The sequence below is a fragment of the Anabaena sp. UHCC 0187 genome, assembly GCF_009712035.1.
Classification (GTDB): domain Bacteria; phylum Cyanobacteriota; class Cyanobacteriia; order Cyanobacteriales; family Nostocaceae; genus Dolichospermum.
The window spans coordinates 74,779-100,891 of record NZ_VILB01000006.1 but is presented as its reverse complement, the minus strand read 5'-3'; the positions used below and the strand labels follow the sequence as shown (position 1 = coordinate 100,891).

Annotated in this window: 17 protein-coding genes; 7 read left to right on the top strand and 10 right to left on the bottom strand. The window is 37.3% G+C overall.

The window, feature by feature from the left end:
• Positions 1–32: 32 nt before the first annotated feature.
• From FJR11_RS23855 to btpA, 6 genes are all read right to left on the bottom strand, one after another.
• Positions 33–2,732, bottom strand: a complete 2,700-nt coding sequence (locus FJR11_RS23855; protein WP_168502817.1) for a carboxypeptidase regulatory-like domain-containing protein — start codon at positions 2,730–2,732, stop codon at positions 33–35.
• 221 nt (positions 2,733–2,953) lie between these two features.
• Complete coding sequence (locus tag FJR11_RS06090; RefSeq protein WP_168502816.1) at positions 2,954–3,799, bottom strand: P pilus assembly protein, chaperone PapD; 846 nt, start codon at positions 3,797–3,799, stop codon at positions 2,954–2,956.
• A 122-nt stretch (positions 3,800–3,921) separates the two neighbouring features.
• A complete protein-coding gene (locus FJR11_RS06085) occupies positions 3,922–4,497 on the bottom strand; it encodes a hypothetical protein (RefSeq protein WP_168502815.1) in 576 nt (191 codons plus the stop codon).
• A 69-nt stretch (positions 4,498–4,566) separates the two neighbouring features.
• The gene (locus FJR11_RS06080) at positions 4,567–5,733 is read right to left on the bottom strand and encodes an RNA polymerase sigma factor (protein WP_168502814.1); all 1,167 of its coding nucleotides are present in this window, start codon (positions 5,731–5,733) and stop codon (positions 4,567–4,569) included.
• A gap of 267 nt (positions 5,734–6,000) precedes the next feature.
• Positions 6,001–6,990 (bottom strand): vitamin K epoxide reductase family protein, encoded by a 990-nt coding sequence (locus FJR11_RS06075; RefSeq protein WP_168502813.1) that lies wholly within the window; start codon positions 6,988–6,990, stop codon positions 6,001–6,003.
• A 164-nt stretch (positions 6,991–7,154) separates the two neighbouring features.
• On the bottom strand, positions 7,155–7,967 hold the full coding sequence (btpA, locus tag FJR11_RS06070) for a photosystem I biogenesis protein BtpA (RefSeq protein ID WP_168502812.1): 813 nt from the start codon (positions 7,965–7,967) through the stop codon (positions 7,155–7,157).
• Between the two features lie 1,024 nt (positions 7,968–8,991).
• Here btpA and rimO point away from each other — a divergent pair.
• Both rimO and FJR11_RS06060 read left to right on the top strand, forming a co-directional pair.
• Positions 8,992–10,347 (top strand): 30S ribosomal protein S12 methylthiotransferase RimO, encoded by a 1,356-nt coding sequence (rimO, locus tag FJR11_RS06065; protein ID WP_168502811.1) that lies wholly within the window; start codon positions 8,992–8,994, stop codon positions 10,345–10,347.
• A 65-nt stretch (positions 10,348–10,412) separates the two neighbouring features.
• The gene (locus tag FJR11_RS06060; protein ID WP_168502810.1) at positions 10,413–11,930 is read left to right on the top strand and encodes a DEAD/DEAH box helicase; all 1,518 of its coding nucleotides are present in this window, start codon (positions 10,413–10,415) and stop codon (positions 11,928–11,930) included.
• Positions 11,931–12,015: 85 nt separating this feature from the next.
• On the opposite strand, the gene FJR11_RS06055 is transcribed toward FJR11_RS06060, so the two are convergent.
• Entirely contained in the window at positions 12,016–12,657 is a 642-nt protein-coding gene (locus FJR11_RS06055) for a TetR/AcrR family transcriptional regulator (RefSeq protein ID WP_168502809.1), read from the bottom strand.
• Between the two features lie 98 nt (positions 12,658–12,755).
• Between FJR11_RS06055 and FJR11_RS06050 the strand changes: the two genes are divergently transcribed.
• From FJR11_RS06050 to FJR11_RS06035, 4 genes are all read left to right on the top strand, one after another.
• Positions 12,756–14,135 carry an HlyD family secretion protein gene (locus tag FJR11_RS06050; RefSeq protein ID WP_168502808.1) on the top strand — a complete coding sequence of 460 codons (1,380 nt, stop codon included), beginning with the start codon at positions 12,756–12,758 and terminating at the stop codon, positions 14,133–14,135.
• A gap of 118 nt (positions 14,136–14,253) precedes the next feature.
• A complete protein-coding gene (locus tag FJR11_RS06045; RefSeq protein ID WP_168502807.1) occupies positions 14,254–16,296 on the top strand; it encodes an ATP-binding cassette domain-containing protein in 2,043 nt (680 codons plus the stop codon).
• A 124-nt stretch (positions 16,297–16,420) separates the two neighbouring features.
• Positions 16,421–17,527, top strand: coding sequence for an ABC transporter permease (locus FJR11_RS06040; protein ID WP_168502806.1), 1,107 nt, complete (start codon positions 16,421–16,423; stop codon positions 17,525–17,527).
• An 8-nt stretch (positions 17,528–17,535) separates the two neighbouring features.
• Positions 17,536–18,657: an ABC transporter permease gene (locus FJR11_RS06035; protein ID WP_168502805.1), complete on the top strand. Its 1,122-nt coding sequence runs from the start codon at positions 17,536–17,538 to the stop codon at positions 18,655–18,657.
• A 25-nt stretch (positions 18,658–18,682) separates the two neighbouring features.
• Here FJR11_RS06035 and FJR11_RS06030 read toward each other — a convergent pair whose 3' ends face one another.
• Positions 18,683–21,460: a ParA family protein gene (locus FJR11_RS06030; protein WP_168502804.1), complete on the bottom strand. Its 2,778-nt coding sequence runs from the start codon at positions 21,458–21,460 to the stop codon at positions 18,683–18,685.
• Positions 21,457–21,921: a hypothetical protein gene (locus tag FJR11_RS06025; protein ID WP_168502803.1), complete on the bottom strand. Its 465-nt coding sequence runs from the start codon at positions 21,919–21,921 to the stop codon at positions 21,457–21,459. Before FJR11_RS06025 ends, FJR11_RS06030 begins: the two co-directional genes overlap by 4 nt.
• Positions 21,922–22,122: 201 nt before the next feature.
• Between FJR11_RS06025 and FJR11_RS06020 the strand changes: the two genes are divergently transcribed.
• Positions 22,123–23,385, top strand: coding sequence for a hypothetical protein (locus FJR11_RS06020; RefSeq protein ID WP_168502802.1), 1,263 nt, complete (start codon positions 22,123–22,125; stop codon positions 23,383–23,385).
• Positions 23,386–23,453: 68 nt separating this feature from the next.
• On the opposite strand, the gene recG is transcribed toward FJR11_RS06020, so the two are convergent.
• On the bottom strand, positions 23,454–25,919 hold the full coding sequence (gene recG, locus FJR11_RS06015) for an ATP-dependent DNA helicase RecG (RefSeq protein WP_168502801.1): 2,466 nt from the start codon (positions 25,917–25,919) through the stop codon (positions 23,454–23,456).
• Positions 25,920–26,113: the final 194 nt, after the last annotated feature.

The window sequence follows — 26,113 nt, the reverse complement described above, 5'->3', positions numbered from 1 at the left end:
CGGCACACTTCGTGAACGCTATCAAACAACCTCTAAGGCAATTTTAAATTTAATTCCTTTAACGTTGGATCATTGGATGTAATTGTAATTGTATTAGGTTCAGCAGATTGACCATTAACTTGTAATTGATATGTTGCTAATGGTAATTGTTCTAAATAGAAAATACCCGCACTATTTGTAATAGATACAACTGATGATTTATTATTAGGATCAATAGCTTCAACTTTAGCACCAGCAATAGGTTTTCCTTGAGAGTCTGTCACAGTTCCCGCTAGAGTGTAAGAAGCAACAAAAGGTATAGAAAGTTTTGTATAACTACCAGCAACTACTTCTATTGCAGAACTTACTTGAGTAGGTTTATAGTCAAGAGGATATCCAGAGGGATCTAAATCTAGACGATAAAAACCAGGAGAAAGTCTGATAAATACACCTTGTTTTGTAATATTTGAAAAGTTAGGATTAAATTTTTTATTATTCAGCATTAATAGTAGTTCTGTATCTTGAGTATAAATCTCTTCATTATTATCTCTCATAGCATTATTATTTTTATCTAAGAAGGATTGAATAAAAACTCCCCCTTCACTGCGTAAACGTTCAAATTGAGTATCTCCTGGACTAAATTTAGGACTGAAATTAGCGACTGAACCAAGTTCAATGCGAAAAGAAGCAGTATCGGAAGTTAAAGAAACACCATCATAACGTAAACGTAAAGACAAACCAGGAATCACAACAGTAGAAACAGAAGCTAATAAACCACTACCTTGAGAACCAATACCATAACCTAGATCAAAGTCCCAAATAGAACGTCTATCACTTTGACGATAGGGTGATTGATATTTCCATTTTAAGGTCAATAAATCATTAGCACGATTACTAGAATTGCTAGTTTCATAAGCTAAATTTAAAGACTCGTTTCCAGGTAAATTTAAAATATCACCATCATAATTTAACTGTAATCCTATTCCAGTAGAACTTGATCTAGCTGATACATTAAATTTACGCCAACGAGCATTAGATAATAAATCTAATTCTCCTTTATTATCAATTTTTAAACTTGAAAAAGTGGATATATTACCAATATTTTGATTTACATTAAATCCCAAATTAATAATATTACTGGAATTATTACCACTGCTAGTAACGGTTAAAAATCGAGCTACATTCCAACTTGCATTAAAACTTTGAAACTGTTCATTACTAGATAAATTAAAATTTAATTTACGCCAAGGCTGAAATTGGATATTAGCATTATATTGGAATTTGTCTGATGTTTGTAAAGCCGATAAAGCTAATTTAAAGGGAAAATTATTAGGTTGATAAAAGATATCTGCTAATGCTAATAAATCTCGATCATAAACAATTCCTGCACCCAAAGTTAAAGAATCAGAAACACCATAACGATAACCAACTCCTCCGCGAATATCAGTTAAGTCACCAAATAATTCATTATTTCTTGTTTGTCTACTCAAACCACTGGATACAATCAAACTTGATGTTCCTTTAGTTAATTGTCCAGGAAGATTGAGAAATATTGGTTCTTGTTCAAAAGGGGTACTTGCTAATTGTCCATTTGCATATAGTAAAACTCGATAATTTCCTCCATTATTACCAATAGGAATATTATCAAAGCGATAAACTCCTGTAGAATCAACTAATACTTGTCCCCAAATTACATTATCATATCCAGAAACTAATTGTACTAAAGTTCCTGGTGCTGCTGCTCCTTCAATAATGCGATTAATGGTATTACTTTGTAAACGTTGGGAGGGATTAAATACTCCACCCTCAAAATTATCTAGTTTAAATCCAAATCTTTTAATAGTAGTAAAACCCCAATAATCTCCCCTACCTTGACCTTGCCAAAAAGTAGGTTGAGAACCGATAATATAATCATGAAAATCACCTGGTTTAAAATATTGACTTTCTTGAATTTGCCAAGTGGTATTATCTAGTAAATCTGGTTGATTAATTCTTAAAAACCAACTTCCTCCCCATACTGTACCAATGGTTGTTAAAGTACCTTGAGTAGTTAATTGATTACTATTTGCACTACCATTAATATTAATTTGTTGTCCTATTGTAGAAAAAGTAAAATTAGGAGATTTAACAACAGGTAAACCTTCTAATATTACGGGAATTTCTTGAAGACGGTTTTTTTTACCCTGAAAATTTAACCAAGGTGGTTCAAGTACAATTGAATAAGCTGCAATATCAAATTTAGATTTAACCTCTAATAATTTCTCAATTTTAGCAATAGATATAACTTCCCCTAATTCTGGATCTGTAGTTAATTCATTGGGGTTAATGCGTTTAATTAAACCAATTCCTCTTAATTCTATTTGTCCATCGGGTAAGGTAGTTACAGTCAAATTTAATGCTGTAGTTAAATCTTTAAAACTAACTAACCAATCAGCAAAATTAACAGCTTTTTCTCCATCTTCATAACCTCTGACAAAAGAAGATTGTAAAATATTACGTCTACCAATATTAATTCCTATTGGTAAAATTACAAATTGTGGTGCTTTTGGTTCTGGTATGACAGCAGGAGAATCTTTAACTTGAGCTAGATTAAGACCATAATTAGATAAACTAAAAACTGGTTTTTGATCAATTTCTGGTTTAGGGAAAGATGAGAGACTTTTAACTTCATAGACAGGATGATTAACCCTATGATCAGATGAAGTTAAAGCTGGTTGTTGATAGGAATTTAAAACTATAGAAGCTATGATCACAAAACTTACAGAAACACATTTATTGTAGGTAGTTTTTAATGTATAAACTGACCCCTCTCCAAACCTCTCCCCTGCACCCCTCCCTGACCCTCCCCTACAAGGGAGGGAAGAGGAGCAGCTTTTATGACTGGAGAGGCTTTAAAACCCCCATTCCAGCTAACAAAAGTTTTTCCGCTTCCCTCTCCTTGTAGGAGAGGGTTAGGGAGAGGTAGGTTATAACCTTATTTCTTTATGGGTTGAGCAGGTTTATCTTCTGTTTTGATATCTTCTGGAGAAACATTAAAATTAACACTAAAAGGTAAATTTCCGCCTTTGTTGGGAAAGTCCCATGTTAATTTTCCTGAAAAGTTATAATTACCAGGTGTCAGGTTTTTTTCTTGAGGAGGATAGGCGATTCTAATATATCTATCACCTTCGGCAATAATAGTAGTTTCTTCTAATTTACCAGAGTTAATAGGTTTGCCATTTTGAGTTAAATTCCATTCAGTTTTGGCGCGGGTTGTAGCTTCGCCTGTGTTATTAACTAACAATCTAATTTCCTTAAATTTACCATCATAAAATGCTTTTTCTACCTTCAAAATCGGTACAAGATCACCATTTCTGACAAAGATAGTTGATACTATAGTGACAACAATACCAACCTGATTCTCTTTAGTAGTAGGATCATTATTTTCTTTAAGTTCATCAATGGAAAACATCGCCCTATATTCCCCTTGGGGCAAGCTGGGAAGTAGCCTAGCATTAAAACGAATTGAGCGTGTTTGTCCTGGGGCAATTACTAATTCACGGGGAGAAAAGGTTAAATAAGGTGTTAAGTCATTGGGGCTAGATTTCAAAACTTGCAATCCTTCCCGAATATAGGTGAAAGGTGATAAAGAAACTCTAGCTCGAAATGGTTTATCAGAATCATTAGCAACATCAATAACTCCTCTAGCTTGTCCTGATTCCGCTTTGCGTTCAATTACTAAGGGCGTAATACGCAACTGTTGGCTATAGGCTGGTAGGGAAGCAAAACCAAGTCCAAAAAAACAGAATAAGGGGAGGATATTTCGTAATCTTTTCAACATAGAAGCTATCAATTTTCTGTAATTCAACTATTAACAATGTCTAGAATTTGATATCTTCTAAGAGCAAACCATAGTTCGCCCTGAGAAGATATAATTACTAAATCTCAAATAGCTATATCAAACTATTGAGGTGTTAAAGCTACACCAACACGCACTTTATAGAATCCAGAACTTAGATTAACTCCGTTTTTGGTAAGATTCAAATTAACTGGATAATTTTTATTAGTTATAGCAGCAGCTTGAAGAGGACCCGCAACACCAACGGGGAAGCCTATACCATTGTTACCATCAGGTGAAACCTGTGCTATTGCTACAGTTAAATCCATTGGATTACCAAGGGGATCAGTGCCTCCTGCACCCACATCTAGGATTTGTGCAGCTATAAGGCTAATACCAGTAGCGTATGTACCAGTTGTTAAACTAGAACCATTATCAGTAATACCTGTGATGGTAAATGTTGTGCCATTTGTGCAGGTAACATTAATATTTCCAGGTGTGCCAAAAGCAGAATTTGCTGCCAGGATTTGAGTACCTACGGGAACTAATGTTCCATTGGTTACAGAGTTGATGATACAAGCAGGTCCAATAGATCCACTAAAATCAACGTTAGCAGTTTGGGCTTGGGCTTTGGGGCTAAAAGCAATAGCGCTGAGAGCAGCAACACCAGCAACTAAGGCAAGACGGCGAAGATTTTTCATTTTTATTTCTTTAGATAGATGTTTTTTGTCTTTCTATTAGTTAGACGTTTACGGATGCCAAATTGTGAATTATTTAACTGAATAAATTCCTATAGGATTTTCGATAGTAAGCATCCAACGCACAAGCAATAATTCCGCTTTTATGTGTATTACCAGTGAATTTATGTAGCTTGACAAGGGAAATTCAACCCAACAACTCTTTGATAATGTTTGTGGGCTGGAATAATTTGTATTAAGTTGAAAGACAGCAAAAAACAATCCAGATCCCCGACTTCTGAACATTATTGATCTATTGATAGAAATGATAAAAAAAGAAGTCGGGGATCTTCTCCCACCACTATCACCCCACTTTTGCCAAAAGACTTGGTAATACAATAAATAAAACAATATAGCATTTATTATCGTGGGGTAAACATCTTGTCTGCTATGAAAATTGCACCATTTCAAGGTTCTGGATAGTCTATTTTTTCCTATTCTCCTATTCTCCAAAACATCCAGTCCAGCTAGACACTCATCATTTACATCAAACTCTTTGATAGCCTCTTCAACCTCTTCTACTTCTAACTCATCAGATAAAACCACAGTCTTAGTAATAGATACTTCTAGCTGATGAGTGTTGTTAGATGTATTACTGTTTCTCGACTGAGAATAAACCTCATCTTTACTAATATCTTCACCAATAAAATCTTGATGATATCTCTTTTTTAAAATTACTCGTGCTTGAGAAATCCGCTTGCGGACATTATCATAAGAAATATTTAGTTTCTCCTCAATTTCTTGATATGAAAGTTCCTCTTTAAAATTCAGAATAAAAGTTTCTCGCAGTCTAATTGGTAACTCATCAATAGCAAAACAAAAAAAATTTTCGAGTTCTTGTTGCGTAGCAACAAGAACTGGTGTTTCTTCCTGACTAGCTATTTCTTGTTCTTCAAAACCTATTGTGTCCAAACTCTCAACTTGTTTTCCACCCCGATGATGTTCTCTGTGTATATCTACGCAAAGATTATAAGTTAATTGACTTAACCACGCTTTATAGTTTTTAATCTCAACCGGAGAATTAGGTATTTTATCCCAGGCTTTAAACATTGCCCGACTAAGAGCATCTTCAGCATCAGCAATATTATCCGTCCATTTTATACAGCAACGATACAAATAGTCCTCATACTGTTGCCATAATGGCCAAAAGGCTTCCTGATCATCAGGATATAAGGGTAAGGAAGAATTAGAAGAATACATATTAAATTAATTTTTAGCTGTGTTAGCTAGATAACATCATAGTAATTAACTATTATGTTAATAATAAACCGTATATTTACTTAAATGTATAATCTTTATCTAAATTTTATACAATTGGGATTATCTTTATCTAAACCTTACATAATTGGGGTATAAGTTGACAAAAAGCAGGTTTTGTGAATGATTTACATAAATACGCAGTAGGGGTTTAGCATTGCTAAACCCCTACACTTGATCTTTGATTAATGATTTTCTGGATTCTTATCTCTAGCGGAAATATTTAAAATTTTTCGGACCTGTATAACCGGTTATCTTTCCTAATTCCTCTAGAGTCTGCACTCCGCTATAGGTTTTACCATTAATAATCCAACTTGGAAAACCTTCAATTTTTGCAGCTTTACATAATTCTGGTTTACCTTTAGGACTATCAGCAGCACACTCTACCGTAGAATTTTCACTCATGATGTTATAAGCTTCTTTACCAAAAAGTAGCTTTTGTTCGTGGCAGTGCGGACACCAATAAGCTACATATTCCTTAGCACCAGATTTAACAAGATGTTCAGCTAAAGCTATTTCGGCTTCCCCAGATTTAGTGGTAATTTCCCAGCCAAATTGAGGATTTGGTTGTTCTTTAGGGGTAAAGGTAATTGCTGTCGGTTTGCCATCAGTTGATTCAGTAATGCCACCGGATGGGTCTATCTTAGCGTAAACCCCTAAAGTCCCAATTAACGTTACCATTGCCACAATCAAAGCCGTAAATAAAACTTGTCCGATGTCTTCCCAATCCCTACCCATAACGGTTAACACTAACATAGTTAATGCAAACAAGGCAGAGGCTATACAGTACAGACAAACCGCTTTGAGTTGAAATGCCAGTACATACATTAAGTATCCACTGAAAACTGACATTGCGATCGCTCCCACAAACAGCAACCACCAAGTCAAATTTTCTAGTTGTTTCTGACTTTTTTGATTTTCCCCGGAATTCAATGCTAAGGGAGCTAAAGCCAATACAAACATCCCGATGTATGCCAACAAACCAAATAGAGGTAATGGTTGACCAAAAACCGTAGCCCAAGGACTGGAAAGGACATCCACACATCCCTTAACATTTTCTGGAGTAGTACAAACCGGAGTTCTGCCAGTGAGCTTTTCAAAAGTGAGATAACCTGTATTCAGGATACCAAATCCAGCGATGGTTGCGATCGCCGGACGTGACCATTTATGAATCCAAGGAGTAGAACGACGACGAATCATAATATTGGTAATTGGGAACTAGGGACTGGGAACTGGGAACTGGGGACTGGGAACTGGGAACTGGGAACTGGGGAAGAGAGTCTAAAGATCCTCATAATCATCTAAATCATAAAAATCAAAAGAATCATAGTTTAGACAATTTCTAATCAAGAAAATCAAAAGAATCACAGTTTAGACAATAGAGGTCTGCGGGCAGCTTCTACAAATTGGCTGACGCGAATGGGGTCTATCGGTTGCTGAATTTGACCATGACGTTTGAGAGAACTAGAAACAATCACCCCGTCTGCTGCTTGTAGTAGAGTGCCAACATTTTCCCAACTTGCACCACTACCAATAAACACAGGAGTACCAGCAGCAGCATTACTAGCCAGTTCTAAATCTTCTTGGTCAGGAGGACTACCAGTAGCCCAACCAGATAAAATTACCGCATCAGCCAAACCTCGTTCAATAGTGTCTTTAACAGCAACCGTCAGATTAGGAGAACTCAACGGACGGGCGTGTTTAACTAAAACATCAGCAAAAATTTTTACATCAGATCCTAATTCCCGACGATACCGCAATAATTGATGAGCTTCCCCCTCAATTAATCCTTGGTCAGTTGCCATCACACCTGTGAGAACATTAATTCGGATAAATTGGGCATTAACGCAACTAGCAATAGCGATCGCACTTCTGCCATCATTGCGTAACACATTTAACCCTATAGGCACAGTTACTAGATTTTGGATGCGTTGGACAACCACAGTCATGGCACTCACAACGGCGGGGTCAACTTGATTTTTGGTAAATGGGGCATCGAAAAAATTCTCAACGATAATCCCATCTACCCCTCCACTAGCAAGGGCTGTGGCTTCTTGTTCGGCGCGGTCAATCACTGCTTTGAGGCTACCTCCCCAACGGGCTGAAGTAGGAAGGGGTAGCAGATGTACTACGCCAATAATTGGTGTTCGGGTTTTAAATAACTGATGTAAGTCCACGTCTTTAATTTACTTGTCACAGTCTGGAGTGCTTGCCTATCCCCGCTCTCCAGACGAGGGGGCTTCAAATGGCATGAATAACTAGACAGTGAGAACCAAACAACAAATGTAGATTCTCTAGGCATTACAGCCTTCCGCCTTTTATACTAATAATATAAGTTGCTTTAGGGAACAGCGAAGAGATAGGGATTTTACAAATTACCTTTTTCCCTGCCTAAACTAGATAAGGGAGCAACTGGGTTGAATAAATAAAGAAAAATCAAGAGTTTGGGTTGGGTGTAGACTAAAGATGTAAGGTGTAGAGGAAAGAAATATATTCCGGAATATATCTCACACTTTAAACTCCATAACCCTTTACCACAAGCGATCTTGGAGCTTAAGTCTTAAGCAGATTTTTTATGGTCAGGTTGCTGCCTCCTCCTCAAGATGGAAATTAGCTGTAAACCTTCCATAAGATATGTTAAGATAGAATCTGATGACAAGAGGAGTTTGCCACTCAAAAGATGCAAGGCAGCTTCCCGCCATTTAATTCTGAATGTCGGAGTAGCATTACTGCTTGATAGGCGTAGTCGCCAGTGCGATTTCCCCAGTTGGGTAGCGGCTTCTCACAACAGACCTCTTGGTCGGCTTCCCAATGGGTAAATTAACAACGCCCACGCTGCGGTAATGCAAAATACCATTAAGCGAATTGTTAAAAATATTATGAGTGTCAGACTTACCCAAAGACACTTAAGATTACCCTGGGAAACAAATTAGTAGGAGTATCATAGCATGACCCCTATCAACACGATAGATGAAGGTCGTAATTTGGCTTTTACTAGTTAAAGTTGCTAGTTATATAGGTTAAATCTGGTAATTAGTAGCGGGTAGTTGGGCGGAAATTATGTCAGGAGTCACCGAGTCAGGAGTCAGGAGTTAGGAGTAAAACCCGCTTCATTTTCCTGCTATCTTTTGGTGTTTGCATATTCCCGACCCAATGCTTGAATGTTAATTAACAAGGAAAAACGGAACATTTATTGAAAATATGGGTGAAAAGCCAACGATTGCCATTTCTCACCTGGGCTGCGAGAAAAATCGAATTGATACAGAACATATGCTAGGGCTGCTAGTAAATGCAGGCTATGGTGTAGATAGTAACGAAGAATTAGCAGATTACGTAATTGTCAATACCTGTAGTTTTATTGAAGCGGCTCGACAGGAATCAGTAAAAACCCTAGTAGAACTAGCGGAAGCCAATAAAAAAATCGTCATTACTGGCTGTATGGCGCAACACTTTCAAGAACAATTATTGGAAGAATTGCCAGAAGCAGTAGCGGTAGTGGGAACAGGCGATTATCACAAAATCGTTGATGTGATCGAGCGAGCAGAGCGGGGAGAGCGAGTTAAAGAAATTACTGCTGAACCCACTTATATAGCCGACGAAACCACACCCCGTTATCGGACAACCACTGAAGGCGTAGCTTACCTACGAGTGGCAGAAGGCTGTGATTATCGGTGTGCATTTTGCATTATTCCCCATTTGCGAGGAAATCAGCGATCGCGTACCATTGAATCAATAGTTGCCGAAGCCCAACAACTGGCAAGTCAAGGTGTCAAAGAAATAATTCTCATTTCCCAAATCACCACCAATTACGGCTTAGATATTTATGGGAAACCAAAACTAGCTGAATTGCTGCGGGCCTTAGGAAAAGTAGATATACCTTGGATTAGGATGCACTACGCCTATCCCACCGGATTAACACCGGATGTGATTGCGGCCATCCAAGAAACTCCCAACGTTTTGCCATATTTGGATTTGCCTCTACAACATTCCCATCCAGAAATTCTCCGGGCTATGAATCGTCCTTGGCAAGGACAGATTAATGATGGGATTATGGAACGGCTGAAAATCGCCCTACCATCAGCAGTGCTAAGAACCACATTTATAGTTGGTTTTCCTGGAGAAACACAGGAGCATTTTCAACATTTATTAGAGTTTGTAAAACGACATAAATTTGATCATGTTGGTGTTTTTACCTTCTCACCAGAAGAAGGGACTCCTGCCTACAATCTACCTAATCAAATTGCTCCAGAAGTAATGACGGCACGCCGTGATCAACTGATGGAATTACAACAGCCAATTTCTTTCGAGAACAATCAAAAGGAAGTCGGCAAAATAGTTGATGTCCTGATTGAGCAAGAAAATCCCGAAGGTGGAGAATTAATCGGTCGTTCTGGTAGATTTTCTCCCGAAGTTGATGGTCAAGTCTATGTTAAAGGAGAGGCTAGGCTAGGAACCATCGTCAAAGTAGCAATTCAAAGTGCCGATGCCTATGACCTCTATGGTCAAGTTATCAATAGTGATAGATTATCTTCCCATCTGCTATCTGCTGTTGTATAAGACTTAATTTACAAATAAGTATCGGCTGACAAGTTCAAAATTTACAATCAAATCTAGGAGCGTTAATGAATTTATCATTTCAAGAATTAGGCATTTCCCAAGAACGGGCTGAACTATTAGAAAGCATGGGCTTTTCTGCACCTACAAATATCCAAACCCAAGCAATTCCTCAACTATTAAATGGTCGGGATGTAGTTGGTCAATCTCAGACAGGAACAGGTAAAACCGCAGCTTTTTCTTTACCAATTCTAGAACGGCTAGATCCTAGCCTCAAAGCTGTACAAGCAATTGTCTTAACCCCAACTCGTGAATTAGCAATTCAAGTTCATGCTGCTGTTTCCCAATTTATTGGTAACAGTTACTTGAAAGCGGCGGCTATTTACGGTGGTCAATCAATTGACCGTCAAATTATGCAACTCAGACGGGGAGCGCAAATCGTCGTCGGCACACCAGGACGGGTCATAGATTTACTAGATCGTGGTAACTTGAAGCTGGATCAAGTGAAATGGTTTGTCTTAGATGAAGCTGATGAAATGTTAAGCATGGGCTTCATTGACGATGTGGAAAGAATTCTTTCCCAAGCCCCCAATGAACGGCAAACAGCATTATTTTCAGCAACAATGCCACCATCAATTCGGATGTTGGTAAATAAATTTTTGAACTCACCGGTGACTGTCACCGTTGAACAACCCAAAGCCGCACCGAATAAAATCAATCAAGTGGCTTACATGATTCCCCGTCATTGGACAAAAGCTAAAGCTTTACAACCAATTCTGGAAATGGAAGATCCAGAAACAGCTTTAATCTTTGTTCGCACCCGGCGCACAGCCGCAGAATTAACCAGTCAATTGCAATCTGCTGGTCATAGTGTGGATGAATATCATGGTGACTTGTCCCAACAAGCACGGGAACGCCTATTAATCCGTTTCCGTAACCGTCAAGTTCGTTGGGTAGTAGCTACTGACATTGCCGCCCGTGGTTTGGATGTTGACCAACTTTCCCACGTAATCAACTTTGATTTACCCGATAGCGTAGAAACCTATGTTCACCGGATTGGTCGGACTGGTCGGGCTGGGAAAGAAGGAACTGCAATTTCTTTAGTTCAATCCTTTGAACGCCGCAAACAACAAGCATTTGAACGCCATAACCGTCAAACTTGGCAAATTCTCTCTATTCCTACCAAGGCACAGATTGAAGCCCAACATATTCAGAAGTTAAGAGGACAAGTTGCTGAAGCTTTAACTGGGGAACGGTTAGCTTCCTTCTTACCGATTATCAGCGAAATGATTGAGGAATATGATGCTCATGCGATCGCTGCGGCTGCTTTACAAATCGCTTACGATCAAACCCGTCCTGCTTGGTTAATCTCTGGTGTAGATCTGCCTGTAGACGAAAGCCCAACTCCCAAGCCCAGAATTAACAAACGCGGTGATGGTGGAGAACGGGAACGCAGTTCTGGTGGTGGTCGCGGTGGCCGTTCCTCTTGGTCAAAAGAAGGTAGAGGCAATGACGAAAGACGTAGTAGCGGTGGCGGTAGCCCTAAACCCAAGTTAAAAACAGCCCATCGTGAACCTTCTTGTTAACCCTACTCATCAAAAGTTAGGTTTACTTACAGGTAAAGAATAGGTAATAGGTAATGGGTAAAAATTCTTGCCTCTTACCTCTTACCTATTTTTCTGTATTAGCAAGTATCAAATTCATTAAGCTGTCTAAAATGCGATCGCGTGATAAAGGCATTATTTCTTTGCCATACAGCATTTCTTGTACCATCATATAACCCACCAGCGAACCAAAAAATATTTGCGCCGTTGCTTCTGGGTCAGTAATCCCCAATTCTGGGTGAAGCACAAAATATTGACTTAGCATCAGCCGACCACGCTGGATTACAGTTTGAGTATAAAGTTTTACTAATTCTGGGAAACGCTGCGACTCGCTAATAATGACCCGGAATAGTGCCAAATAATCAGGATTTTCAGCCACTTTTATTAAATAAGTTTCCGCCACTTCTCGTAGTAAAATTGCTGGTTCACCATGCAATTCTTCTGCACAAAATATACTACTAAAATTAGCAATTGTTACTCGTTCTATTAATGCTTTAAACAGTCCTTCTTTATCTTGAAAGTGACTATATATAGTTTGCTTAGAAACTCCCGCTTCTGCACTCACCCGATCCATACTAGTTCCAGCATAACCATCTCTCAAGAATACCCGCATAGCCCCTTGTAAGATTTGCTCTTGTTTTTGAGTGACAGCAGGTAGGGAAAATAATCTTTCAGATTGAGAAGCTTGAGAAGCAGAAGTTTTCGACATAGATTTTAGAGGTAAATTTTTTGCATATTTCTAGCAATATCATACTAGACTGTCTAGTATTGATCTTAAAATAGAGATTGATAATTTAGGATGCTACTATGTCTCAAATTGCGCCAACATCGTCAGATAGTTTTACTAATGTTCCTGGGAAACCATCTAAGCAGCAAAAGCGTAAAAAACCAATTCCTTTGTTCTTGGGGTTGTTAGTTGTAGGAGGTGGTATTGGCTATTTCCTGTGGCAAAATCAACTACAAGGAGCAGTAGATATACTGAAACTCAGTGGCAGGATTGAGGGTTATGAAACCGAAATTGGGATTAAGCGTTCAGGACGAATTGAGTCAATTGCTGTCCGTGAAGGGGCTTATGTCAAAAAAGGACAAGAATTAATTAAGTTAGATGACAGTAATGATCAACTGTTACAAGAACAATTACGAGGAACTGAGGCACGGATAACATCTGCACAATCTGATGAACAGCAGACAATTGCAGATGTGGATAGAGTACAAAGTGAAATTGAACAAGTTAATAGTCAAATTAGTGAAGCAAAACTGAATTTACAGCAGTCTGAAGGGGATACCCAAGGACGAATTCAACAGGCAAAATCTAACGTAGCGGCTGCTAAGGCTCAATTATTGCAAACACAAGCCCAAGTTAAGCAAACAGAGGCAGAAGTAAAATTAGCGAGAATAAACCGCGACCGCTATGGCCAGCTTATCAAAGAAGGTGCTATTAATCAACAGCAATTTGACCAAGCACAGACTACATTAGATACAGCCATAGCCACATTAGAAGCGCGAAAAGCAGCGATAAATGCGGCACGAGAACAATTAAATGCTATCCAAGGGGCATTTACCCAAGTCAAAACCACAGGCTTCAATCCTGGTATTCGCAACGCCCAATTAGAAGCATTAAACAGAAAAAAAGACCAGAGTTTTGCTCAAATGCAATCTGCCCAGGCTAAAGTCAGATCGGCTCATGGTAAAGTCAGAGATGCCTTAGCATCAAAACAGCAAATTCTCACCCAAATAGAAGACTCAAAAAAAGATTTAAATGTTATTAGTCCTTTAGACGGGGTAATAACCGTCCGCACTGTTGAACCTGGTGCAGTAGTTAATAATCAAACTAAGATTTTAACCATAGTTGATCCCAAAAATATATATCTCCGGGGGTTTATTCCTGAAGGTGATATTGGCAAAGTCCGATTAGGACAAACTACTAAAATCTTTCTAGATTCTGCACCGAAAAAACCGCTAAATGGTAAAGTTATTTCGATTGATCCTCAAGCTTCTTTTACACCAGAAAATATTTATTTCCAAAAAGATCGGGTGAGACAAGTAGTAGGAGTTCGCATTCAAGTGGAAAATCCTCAAGGTTGTTTTAATCCTGAAAATCCCTATAAGGAATCAGATTTACCCTGCGCTAAAATTGGAATGCCGGCAGATGCGGAAATTAGGTTACAGGAAATAGGTAAAAGTTAAGTTTTGGGAAGAGAAACGTTCGCGCAGCGTGCCGTCAGGCATACCGCAGAGGACGCAGAGGTCAGTGAGGAATAAGAGTTTAAGATAATTTCTGCATAAGTCATAGGGAGAGTTAATAATGACTAATTACCAATTACCAATCACCAATTACCAATCACTAATTACCAATTCGCAAACAGAGGCTATTAAGGTTAGTAATTTACATAAACATTATGGTAAGTTAGCCGCAGTTCGAGGAATTAATTTCACTGTTAATAAGGGGGAAATGTTTGGGTTAATTGGTCCTGATGGTGCGGGTAAAACTACTAGCTTTCACATTTTAGGTGGGGTGATGGAAGCGACTGCGGGGGAAGTTTTGATATTTGGTCAACCTGCACGAGATGCGCGGTTAATGACGGGCTATTTAACACAACAATTTTCTCTATATTTGGATTTGAGTATTGATGAAAATTTGCGTTATGCCGGAGGTTTAAGACAAGTTGATGATGATTTGTTATGGGAACGCAGAAATAAATATCTCACATTAATGAGTTTAGAACGATTTGGTTCACGCTTGGCAGGTGAATTATCAGGGGGGATGAAACAAAAGCTGGCTTTATGTTGTGCTTTGGTTTCCCAACCGGAAGTTTTACTATTAGATGAACCGACTACGGGAGTTGATCCAGTTTCCCGGCGAGAATTTTGGGATGTGTTAGCGGAATTATCAGCGGAAGGAATGACAATTGTGGTAGCCACACCCTATCTAGATGAGGCTGAACGATGTCATCGGGTGGCGTTAATGTATAGTGGTCAAATTCATGAAATTGGCACTCCAGCGGCTTTACGAGCCAATTTAGGTTTACATCGGTTAGAGGTAAAAACTGCAAATCTGGAACTCAGCGAGAAAATTCTTTTGCAGAATTTACATACAAATATAGTTGATGTGCAAACTTTTGGCGATCGCTTGGATGTTTTAGTTGAAGATATAACTATGGGTGAAAACCAAGTAAATGAATTACTCAAACAACAACATCCCCATATTGAACATGGTGAACCTACATTAGAAAATGTTTTTGTTACCCGTCTGCGACAACAAGGTTCTGCACCACCATTTTTACAATTTCCCCGTTCTCGTGGGGGAAATAGGGAAGAAGGTGACAGGGAAAAGGTTACAGGTGACAGAGGGAATAGAAAAGAAGGGAAGAGAGAAAAAAGAGAAATAATAGAAAATTCTTCTACACTGTCACCTTCTTCCTCTCAAATTGCTATTTATGCGAATAATCTCAACCGTGTATTTGGTAAATTTCAAGCAGTTAAAAGTGTAAATGTGGAAGTGCGTTATGGTGAAATATTCGGGCTTTTAGGGGCAAATGGCGCAGGAAAAACCACTACAATTAAAATGTTATGTGGCTTATTAGCAGCTAGTGGAGGAGAAATTTCTTTAGGTGGAGAAACCGGAAATTTACGAAGTGCCAAATTAAGAAAACGTATTGGTTATATGAGTCAAAAATTCACACTTTATGACGATTTAACAATTCTGCAAAACCTAGAATTTTATAGTGGTGTTTACAGCGTTCCCCGCAAACTTAGACGCGAAAAGATTGATTGGGTAATATCTACCTGTGGGTTAGAAGGACAAGAAAATATGCTGACGGGACAATTACCAGGAGGTTGGAAACAACGAGTTGCTTTTGGTGCTTCAGTTATGCACGAACCAGATATTTTGTTTTTAGACGAACCAACATCGGGAGTAGATCCTTTAGCGCGTCGTCAATTTTGGAAACTAATCAATGATTTTGCGCGGAATGGCACAGCAATTTTAGTCACAACCCATTATTTAGAAGAAGCGGAACAATGTAACCGGATGAGTTTTATGGTAGCTGGAGAAATCGCTGCTGAAGGTTCACCCAGTTATATTAAATCTTCCCAACCAGGACAACTGATAGAAATAATTGTTAATCAAAATCAAGCGGCTTCTAAACTATTAAAACAACAATTTGATTCTTGGAGAGTTTCCATTTTTGCGAATAGTTTACATATAGTTCTCGACAACCCAGAAACAGAAATTTCCCAAGTAATGCAGCTTTTAAAATCGGCAAACTTCATGGTTGAATCTCTCCGTCCTATTCCTTTTTCCTTAGAAGATGCTTTTATTGGTATAGTGCAAAGAATAGATAATTGACAATTGATAAATAACTGATATAAATATCTCTTCTTTCTTCACCTCTGCGCCCTCTGCGTCTCTGCGGTATGGCTAACGCCACGCTTCGCTATCGTTTAAAAAAATACTATAATCACAACTAATAATGAAAAGAATTATTTCCCAGTGCATTAAAGAACTAGCTCAATTTAGACGTGATAAATTAACATTAGCATTAGCATTTTTATTGCCATTTATGACATTGTTAATTTTTGGTTTTGCTACCAGATTAGAAAGTCAAAATATTCCCTTAGTTGTCCAGGATTTTGACCATACAAACTTGAGTAATAGCTATATTGAAAAATTATATGCCACCAATCAATTTATCCCTAAAGAATGGTCAGGAGGAAACCCAGCAAGAGATGCTATTGATAGAGGTATTGCCAAAGTAGCGGTAATTGTTCCTCCTCAATTTAGTCGAGATATTAAAGCTAATAAACCTACCACATTGCAAGTTTTAATTGATGCCACAGATGTTAATAATGCCCGTGTAATTAGAGGTAGTATTCAAAGAGTTACCAATTTCTTTATGCAGGAAGAAGGACTTTTACCAGCTAATAAAAGAGTTACAGCTAGAATCCGTTTATGGTTTAACCCTGGACGATTAGAATCTCTATATATTGTTCCGGGAGTGTATGGTGTAATATTGTGGATTTTTCCATCTTTACTAACAGCAATTGCTATGGTAAGAGAAAAAGAAAAAGGGACAATTTTACAAGTTTATGCTTCTAGCATTAGTGCCACAGAATTGTTATTAGGTAAAGGTATGGCTTATCTATTAATTGCGATTACAGAAGCATTAGTTGTGATAGGATTAGGGACAATTATTTTTCAAGTCGGCTTGGTTAATAACCCTATTACTTTATTATTGGGAACTTTAATATTTTTGATAGATAGTGTAATGTTTGGTTTGCTGGTTGGGGTACGTAGTAATAATCAAAATTCTGCTGTGCAAATTATTTCTCTAGTTGGGTTTATTACCTCTTTATTATTATCTGGTTTTATTTATCCTCTCAACAATATTCCTTTTCCCCTTTCACTTGTAACTAACGTAGTTCCTGCCCGTTATTACATTAATATTACTCGTGATGCTTTTCTGCGGGGTGCGGGGTGGCCAGGAGTTTGGTTTGATTTCCTCATGCTGACAATTTTAGGTTTGATATTTTTTAATGTCTCGCGTCGAATTTTAAGTAAAATGCAAATTAGTGATTAGTAATTTTTATGAAATTTATTCTTCAATTATTTGATAATCCATTTTGGGCATTAGTGCGAAAAGAAATTAATCAAATTTTACGAAATAAACAATTAATTGTTTTGTTGATAGTTCCACCAACAGTCCAATTATTACTTTATGGATTTGCACTTAATCCTGATGTCCACAATTTGAAATTGGGTGTGATTGATTATGCTAATGTTGCTGATAGTAGAGAACTAATTTCGGCAATGACTTCAAATCGAATTTTTACCCTAGAATCTGTACCAACTAGCGAAAAAGATTTAAGTCAACAAGTAGAAGAAGGAAAGTTAGATGTAGGGGTAATAATTCCCCCTGATTTCCCCCGTAAATTGGCACAAAAAACCGCAGAAATTCAAGTTTTTATTGATGCAGTGAATGCCAATACAGCGGGTATTGCTGCTAATTATATGAATCAAATTGTCCAACAATATAATCTGAGTTTGGAACAAGGTACACGAAGTCCTCCCGTATCATCTCAAGTCGTATTTCTTTATAATCCTGGACTTATAAGTAGTTGGTTTTTTGTACCGGGAGTCATGGGTTTAGTTTTAACATTAATTGGTACATTAGTTTCCGCAGTTACTGTTGTGCGCGAGAAAGATACAGGAACTTTGGAACAATTGTTAATGACTCCAGCCGAAAATTGGCAAATATTGTTATCAAAAATTGTCCCTTTGGTTTTCTTGCTAATAGGAGATGTCATGTTAGCTTTAACCTTGGGAATTGTGGTATTTAATTTACCATTTCGTGGTAGTTTCTTATTGTTTATTTCCCTATCAAGTATGTATGTATTTGTAGGAATTAGTTTAGGAATTATGTTAGCCACTATTTGCCGTTCTCAACAGCAAGTATTACTCACATCTTTCTTTATTAATTTACCAATGGTGCAGACATCTGGGGCAATTTCTCCCATTGAAGCTATGCCTCCTTTTTTCCAAGTTCTATCTTTATTAAATCCTTTGCGTCATTACATCACAATTGTGCGAGGTATTTTACTCAAAGGAGTTGGTTTAGATGTGCTGTGGATTCATGTTTTAGCATTACTTGGTTTTGCTGTGGTGTTGTTGAGTATTAGTGTTAGTAAGTTTCGGAATCAGTTGAGTTAAATCAAGATTGACAAAATTTAAAAAATTACATAATTCCTTTCTCTAGTGCTTTACGTTTTAGTACCATTACACGAGGACGCGCTCCACGAGCTAGAGAAAATCCTAGACCTTCACGGAATATTTCAGGCATATAAAAACGTGCAGTATCTTGTTTTCCTGTATCTTCGTAAATCACCCCCATTTCTTCTAACATCCTCACTGTTGGCTGATCCATACCTAACTCTTCGACAGCAAAAGGAATTTTCTTTTGTTCTGGCGTAAACTGATAAAGAGTTTCATCAACCCATTTTCCAAATGTGGGATATTCTTCTTTGGCTTCATCTACTTTTTTTCTACTACATGGCTCAATTGCTCGACGGATAGCTTGAGGGGGTAAAAGTCTATTTGCAAACCACTTTACAAATTGTGATTCTTGAGAATTCTCTATTGTTATATCAGCCGCATGGTATAAAAGACGGACAACATCTCTTGCTTGCAGTCTGTTATTAAAATCTGTTAATGCAGCAAATATCCAAGAATGTGTGTAGGCTTCATTCGAGTTATCTGCACCAATTTTTTTACCCCATAACTTCTGTAATTCTTCGATAATATTTTTTTTGCTTAAACTGCCAATAATATTTTGATTTGCGCCTATTAACTGTGCTTTACTACAAATCCAATAAACAAGCCTTAGAAAAGACTCTTGATCCCAGGATAAATCGTAAGGACGATAAAGATTTTCAAACTGTTTCAAGTCTTGTTTAATTGTATAACGGAGAAAGTCTCGACGGAGAAAAATTATTAAACCAATATTAGATTGTCGTATTTCAGATAACTGCCCTGGTACATTTTGAATCAAGGCTCTTAAAGCTCTTTCTTGTTGTGGCTGATAAGAAATCTCAGGAAAAATATTTTCTAACCCATCAAAAAGAAAGATTATCCGTAAATTTTTCTTTTTTAATTCACGATTTATTATGCTCAGATTATTAACATTTCCGTTTTCACCATTAATACCTATAGCTATTGATATTTCATTGATCCAAAATTCTGTCCATTCTGGTTCTGCCCAATTTATGTTCGATAAAGCTTTTTGAATTTTAGTCTTGAAACCATCAGGTGAAAATTCAGGTAAATTCTCGCTTAGAGCTTTTCTAACATTATTTCTAGCTTCATTAGTTACGTTCTTAGCTTTATCGAGAAGGTTGCCTGTTTGCAGCAGAGGAAATATATAAGTTTGTGATTCTGATGATGTTGATGTATTGTCAATTTTATCTAAAAATGATTCCCAATACTTAAACCTTGACAACTGAACATAATTAAAAGTTTTACCTGCACCCTTAGCTCCAATGGATACAACACAAGGTAATTGTTCTTTGTAATTAGTCGCTAAATTTTTTAATGGTTCTGTTACTAATAAATCTTCCCCTTCTCCATTTTCAGCATATTCATAACGCTGACTCAGATCCTTAAGTCGGTGAACTTCTGTAAGTCTATCTGTTTCTTCTCTAGGGCTTAAACTTGATTCCTCAGTGGATATAGTGATTAACTCTCCCTCAGCCCACTCTTTAGCAATTTTCATTACTGAAACTGAAGTTGCATTTAATTTAGAGCGTGCATCTTCCCAGTTATTTATATAAAGTAATTCTTCTACAAAATAAGCTTCTTTTATTTTTAATCTTGTACTTGTAGCATCTGATTTATTCTCTTGTGGTTGGATATAGGCAGATTCTAATTCAAATAAGGCATCCTCAAATACTGGTAATTTTTTAAATTCTTCTTTTAACATACTAATTACTATTGATGGATCATAGTATGTTTTATCTTTAACTTGTGCTTCTGGTGGCGCAATTTTGCCAATTTGTTTTAAAACCAGACTTGTACCTTTAATAGATTGATCATTAATAGTTGTAACTAGAAACCGCTGAATTCTTGGATCAAAAATTATTGGACTAGATATTTCACTCAATCCGGCTCTCAAATCAATGAAAACATAATCTGCATCAACAACTTGACCTAAACTATAGATAGCATTGCCATATTCCCAAGTTCCATCTGGACTTCTAACCAAATTTTCAGGTAAAATAGGAGTATCTAGTAGTTGTTCATCATTAAGACAGGCAGGTAAGAAATAAATTGTTAATTCTCCCTCATGTTTAGCTGATTTTTTAACTTCACGGGCAAATAATGAAAGTGCTTCTTCTCTTCCAATCGGAGAATAGTGGTAAACTTCTAAAAAATCAATAAAAGAAACGGATGGTTGTTGTTTTTCCAAAGCATTCCAATAGGTAAGACCTGGTGCTTCTAAATCAGCATCAATAACTAACACGGTTATAGACTTATTTAACTCTTTAGCTCTATCTAGCAAAGCAAAAAGATGGGCTGATAAATTTAAAGTTCTACCTACACCACCTTTAAAAGAATAAAAAGCTATTAAATTAGGTTTTTCTGGATATGGTTCTGGAAGTTTAACTATTTTTTTGATTGCAGTTTCTGTTTCTGACTCACTTTCTAAATAAGCAATTTCTTCCCAAAAAGGACGAACATCAATATCAGTTATGTAAGTTTCCTCTTCAGAGATAAATTCTACTGGAAATGTAGCATTACCAAGGTCAAACTGAATAACAGACTCTTCTTCCTGATACCAATCTTTGAACCATTCTTTTAAGGCAATGACAGCATTCTCTCTATTCCGAAAATATATTTCTAAAGCATCTGAGTAACAATAAAATTTTACTACACCATCTGGTAAATTAGTTCCATAATTAGTTTTTATGCGAACAGTTCTTCTAATATCAAGCCACGTTAGTAATTTTGGTTTATTCATAATTTTTCAAGTTCTCCTGCAATCCATTTTGATATTTCTAGTAGTTTATTTTCTATATCTTCATCATTTGCTTTAACTTTTCCATCTTTATTAACTATAGCAATAACTTTTCCTCCATAACGCCACAGTTCATTAATTTGACCAGGGTTTAATTTCCTCTCCTCTTTATTATTTCGTGTATCAAATATTTCCTGAATAAATATTTCGTAGGGTAAGCTTAGAGGTCCACCTGCACCTAAAAGACTTAATAATTTATTTATATTATGTCCACATTCCTTAATATCTTTACATAAATTAGTACGTCTTGTTTCCTGTCTTGCCATCAAAACTGCTTTCAAACCACATTCAACAGCATAAAACAAAAGTAAACGATGGGCATTAGTACGAGGACTTATCTGAGAAGCAGATAGATTTCCACCCCAAGCTTTCTTCATTTCTTTGTCTGTAAAAGGTATTGCCATTCCCGTTAACTAAGATTTTACTCAGTTATTTTACGTTAAAATCGCTCCACCCATTAACCGCTCATACTTATACTTCAACTCATCCTGCATTAATGGACAACGCTCCATAATTGATACAGTTGTAATCAACTAAATCTTTCTGCGTGTTAAATTAGCATTACTGGGAATACTAAGTATAGTAATGATTGGATATAAATGACTATGTTCGGGAAAATCAAATTTGCGGCTATTTTCGTAGCGGGTACAGCAGGGATATTGTGGGTGGTGAATTTACCTTATCCGATGATTCGTCAACCTGTAGCCCAAGCAGCGCCATTGCTGTTGTTACCCAGTTTTATGAGTATGGATCGTCACTACCGAGGTGCTATTGATTCTCTAGAACAGGCAGATCAATTAATTAGTAAAGCTACTAGCACTGCCGATATTGAAAGGGGTGGGGAAAAAGTCAAAGAGGCAAAACAACACTTGGAGAATTTACCAGTTTGGTTTTTGGGTTATTATCCTCAACGTTATTGTACTTTGTTTGGTTGTTCCTGGAAGTTTACTTTTGATGAATTTGAACAAGCACGTCAGCGAGTAGCGCGGTTAGAAGCAGTAGCTTTCCAGAATAATAATGCTTTAGTTCCATTTAATGAAGCACAAAAGTCACTATTGGCAGCAAAACAGCAATATCAACAGGCAAAAAATACAAAAGATCGAGAAAATGCAATTGCATATTGGCAAACATCTATAGATAAGTTAGATCAAATTTCTCAGCAAACTTTTGCTGGACAAAATGCCCAAACTCAACTTGCAGCTTACAAACGGGATTTTGAAAATGCGCGAGTTAGTAATTTTATTTCTGCTGCTGAAGAATTTGATTTAGAAGCCCAGAAAGTTAAACCAAAAAACTCTCAAGCAGCATCAGATTTATGGCAACAGGCAATTAGGAGACTTGAACAAGTACCAAATGAAAATCCCCGTTATGTGGACGCACAAAAATTAATGGCTGCATATCAAGTCAAACAGACAACTGTTGTTGATCAACGCAGTTCGACTTTAATTGAAGCTGGAAAACAATATGCTTTAGCTGCTGCGAATGCCTCCCAAAAACCACCACATACGGCTCAGAAGTGGGAACAAATTGGTGATTTGTGGGAAAAGGCAATTCAGCAATTAGAAAAAATTGAAGTTAGTGAACCCAGCTATGTGGAAGCGCAAAAATTAATAGCACAATATCAAACCTATTTAGGAACTATTAAAACTCGTCACCAAATGGAAAGTGATGCAGTGGAAATTCTTAAAGAAGCTAATACTAAAATTGAACAATTAATTGCTTCTCCACCAACTGATAAAAATCAAATTAGATCGGAAATTCAGAGAGTTATGACTCAACTTAATACTATCAAACCAGGGACTACTGCCTACACAGAGTCACAGCGATTATTGACATTAGCAAATAAAAGAATTCAGAAACTACAGTAATTAATCCAACTTGCTATTTCGATTCTGTAATAGTGCAGCATTGTTGTTAAATCCCTATGCTGCCTAAATCATGTCAAAATCGCGCCACCCATTAACCGCTCATACCTATACTTCAACTCATCCTGCATTAATGGCCAACGCGCTAAACTTGCATCCATATCAATCACCTTTTCCGCTGCTTGTCGCGCTAACAGCAAAATATCCTCATCTTCTACCAAACTCGCTAAGGTAAAATCTGCTACACCTGATTGGCGAGTTCCCATCACTTCCCCAGGACCGCGAAACCGCATATCCATTTCCGAGATAAAAAACCCATCTTGGGACTGTTCCAACACCTTTAAGCGTTGTTGGGCATCCGGACTTCTAGAACTACTCATTAATAAACAATAAGATTGCGCTGCACCCCGACCCACACGTCCCCGTAATTGGTGCAATTGTGATAAACCAAATCTTTCCGCGTGTTCAATCAGCATCACAGTGGCATTAGGAACATCCACACCCACTTCAATCACAGTGGTAGAAACGATAATTTGAGTTTCATTATCGCGGAATTTGTGAATTGCTGCTTCTTTTTCGGCTGAAGTCATGCGTCCATGCAATAACCCAATTTGAAAATCAGGAAAAATACTTTCTTGTAACTTTTGATGTTCCTCTACAGCCGAACGTAAATCTAATTTTTCCGATTCCTCTACCAAAGGCAAAACTATATAAACTTGTCTACCTTGGGCAACTTCTCGACGGATTAAATCGTAAGCTTGGGGACGTTGTTGACCACTTAACATTGTGGTTTTAATTTGTTGTCTTCCCGGTGGTAATTCATCAATTTGACTAACATCTAAATCCCCATGTACAGTTAATGCTAATGTGCGGGGAATGGGTGTAGCTGTCATGGTTAAAACATGAGGTTGTTCACCTTTTTGCTGTAACTTTGCCCGTTGTTGGACTCCAAAACGATGCTGTTCATCTATGACAACTAAACCCAACCGTTGAAAATTAACTTTATCTTGGATTAGGGCATGAGTTCCCACTAATAAAGGTAATTCACCTGTTTCTAGCTGGGAATGAATTTCTCTTCTTTTAGCTATTTTTGTCGAACCTGTTAATAATTCCACAGGCAAATGTAACAAGTTAAACCAACTAACTAACTTCCGATAATGCTGTTCTGCTAATACTTCCGTGGGAGCCATTAGTGCCGCTTGATAACCTGATTGAATTGCGGCTAAAATAGCAATAACAGCAACAACGGTTTTCCCTGAACCAACATCACCCTGAACTAAGCGATTCATGGCTACAGGTTTTTGTAAATCGGTGAGAATTTCGTTAACAACTCTTTGTTGTGCGCCGGTAAGTTGAAAAGGGAGAATTTCGTTAAATTCTTCTAATAATTTGCCTGTGGGTGCAAGTATGGCGCTAGTTTGAATTTCTCGCGCTTTTTTTTGCCGTTGCAATAAGCCCAGTTGCAAGTAGAAAAATTCATCAAATACTAAGCGACGACGAGCAATTTTTAAAGAGTCACTATCTTTAGGAAAATGAATATTAGGAATTGCTTCTTTCAATTCCATCAAAGCATATTTTTCTCGTAAACCTTTAGGCAAAGGATCTTTTAAATTCACTGCTGCTGTTAAAGCTGTCATCATTGCCTGTCTGACTGTATTAGCCATTACCCCTTCAGTCAGGGCATAAATGGGAACAACTCGCCCAATAGTTAGAGAATCAATGGTATCCCCTGGATTTGCTAAAACTTCCAATTCTGGGTTATCCAAAGTTAACCCATATTTACTACCTTTTACTAACCCACAAGCTGCCAACATACTACCTACAGGATAGAGGCGTTTTAAACTTTCTTGCCAACCACGACTACTAAAACGCGCACCTGCGTAAAAACGGGTAACTTTAATTTGTCCGGTATTGTCTTTTAAAATTAATTCTAAAATTGATAATTTCTTATTTTTAGGACTGGTGAAAAAATTAAACCTTTTGACGGTTGCTATGATAGTTACTGTTTCTCCTCCTTCCAACTCACTAATATTCACCTGACGGGCATAATCAATATGATCACGAGGATAATAAAACAGTAAATCACGGACTGTATATAAATTTAATCGCCCTAAATTCTCAGATTTTCTAATCCCAATTTCTGGTAAATCTCTCAGTTCTTTATCTAGTGTTGGTGCTAGTCTTTTACTAAGTTCGGCAACAATAGGAGTTGTGGGATGTTGATTTTTAGATTCGTAATTTATTTTGGTTTCTTCTGTCTCCAGTTCTTGCTGAATTTGATTCAGATATCTTCTAACTTCTGCTATTAAATGTTGTCTTTCTGGTAATTCTAAATTTGGGTAATTGGCAAAATTCATGCCTACTTGATGCCAGCGAAGTCTTTCTTTTTGCGGTAAAGCTGTGGGGAAATTACCAAAGGTCAAACACAGAAATTCACTAAAGCGGTATTGTTTACCTACTAAATCTATAAAGCCTTTTTCAGCCTCAAATGCTAAGGCTTTATGTAATCTTATCCAATCGGGTATTCCATTTGTCATTAGACACTTATAATTCCTATATAATCTTAAAGAAATATTTTACCGCATAAGTATGGCTAACATACCAGAGGATATTGCCAATAATCGAGAATAAATAGAGAGCCTAATACACAACGGCATAAGGCAAAAAATATTAAAAATGTTACAAAAATCTGCTTTGTAGAGACCTTCTATAGAACGTCTCTACACCTAAA

Coding starts and splice junctions, on each gene's coding strand:
- FJR11_RS06090 (WP_168502816.1), bottom strand. CDS start 3,799: ATGTTGAAAAGATTACGAAATATCCTCCCCTTATTCTGTTTTTTTGGA.
- FJR11_RS06085 (WP_168502815.1), bottom strand. CDS start 4,497: ATGAAAAATCTTCGCCGTCTTGCCTTAGTTGCTGGTGTTGCTGCTCTC.
- FJR11_RS06080 (WP_168502814.1), bottom strand. CDS start 5,733: ATGTATTCTTCTAATTCTTCCTTACCCTTATATCCTGATGATCAGGAA.
- FJR11_RS06075 (WP_168502813.1), bottom strand. CDS start 6,990: ATGATTCGTCGTCGTTCTACTCCTTGGATTCATAAATGGTCACGTCCG.
- rimO (WP_168502811.1), top strand. CDS start 8,992: ATGGGTGAAAAGCCAACGATTGCCATTTCTCACCTGGGCTGCGAGAAA.
- FJR11_RS06060 (WP_168502810.1), top strand. CDS start 10,413: ATGAATTTATCATTTCAAGAATTAGGCATTTCCCAAGAACGGGCTGAA.
- FJR11_RS06055 (WP_168502809.1), bottom strand. CDS start 12,657: ATGTCGAAAACTTCTGCTTCTCAAGCTTCTCAATCTGAAAGATTATTT.
- FJR11_RS06050 (WP_168502808.1), top strand. CDS start 12,756: ATGTCTCAAATTGCGCCAACATCGTCAGATAGTTTTACTAATGTTCCT.
- FJR11_RS06045 (WP_168502807.1), top strand. CDS start 14,254: ATGACTAATTACCAATTACCAATCACCAATTACCAATCACTAATTACC.
- FJR11_RS06040 (WP_168502806.1), top strand. CDS start 16,421: ATGAAAAGAATTATTTCCCAGTGCATTAAAGAACTAGCTCAATTTAGA.
- FJR11_RS06035 (WP_168502805.1), top strand. CDS start 17,536: ATGAAATTTATTCTTCAATTATTTGATAATCCATTTTGGGCATTAGTG.
- FJR11_RS06030 (WP_168502804.1), bottom strand. CDS start 21,460: ATGAATAAACCAAAATTACTAACGTGGCTTGATATTAGAAGAACTGTT.
- FJR11_RS06025 (WP_168502803.1), bottom strand. CDS start 21,921: ATGGCAATACCTTTTACAGACAAAGAAATGAAGAAAGCTTGGGGTGGA.
- FJR11_RS06020 (WP_168502802.1), top strand. CDS start 22,123: ATGTTCGGGAAAATCAAATTTGCGGCTATTTTCGTAGCGGGTACAGCA.
- recG (WP_168502801.1), bottom strand. CDS start 25,919: ATGACAAATGGAATACCCGATTGGATAAGATTACATAAAGCCTTAGCA.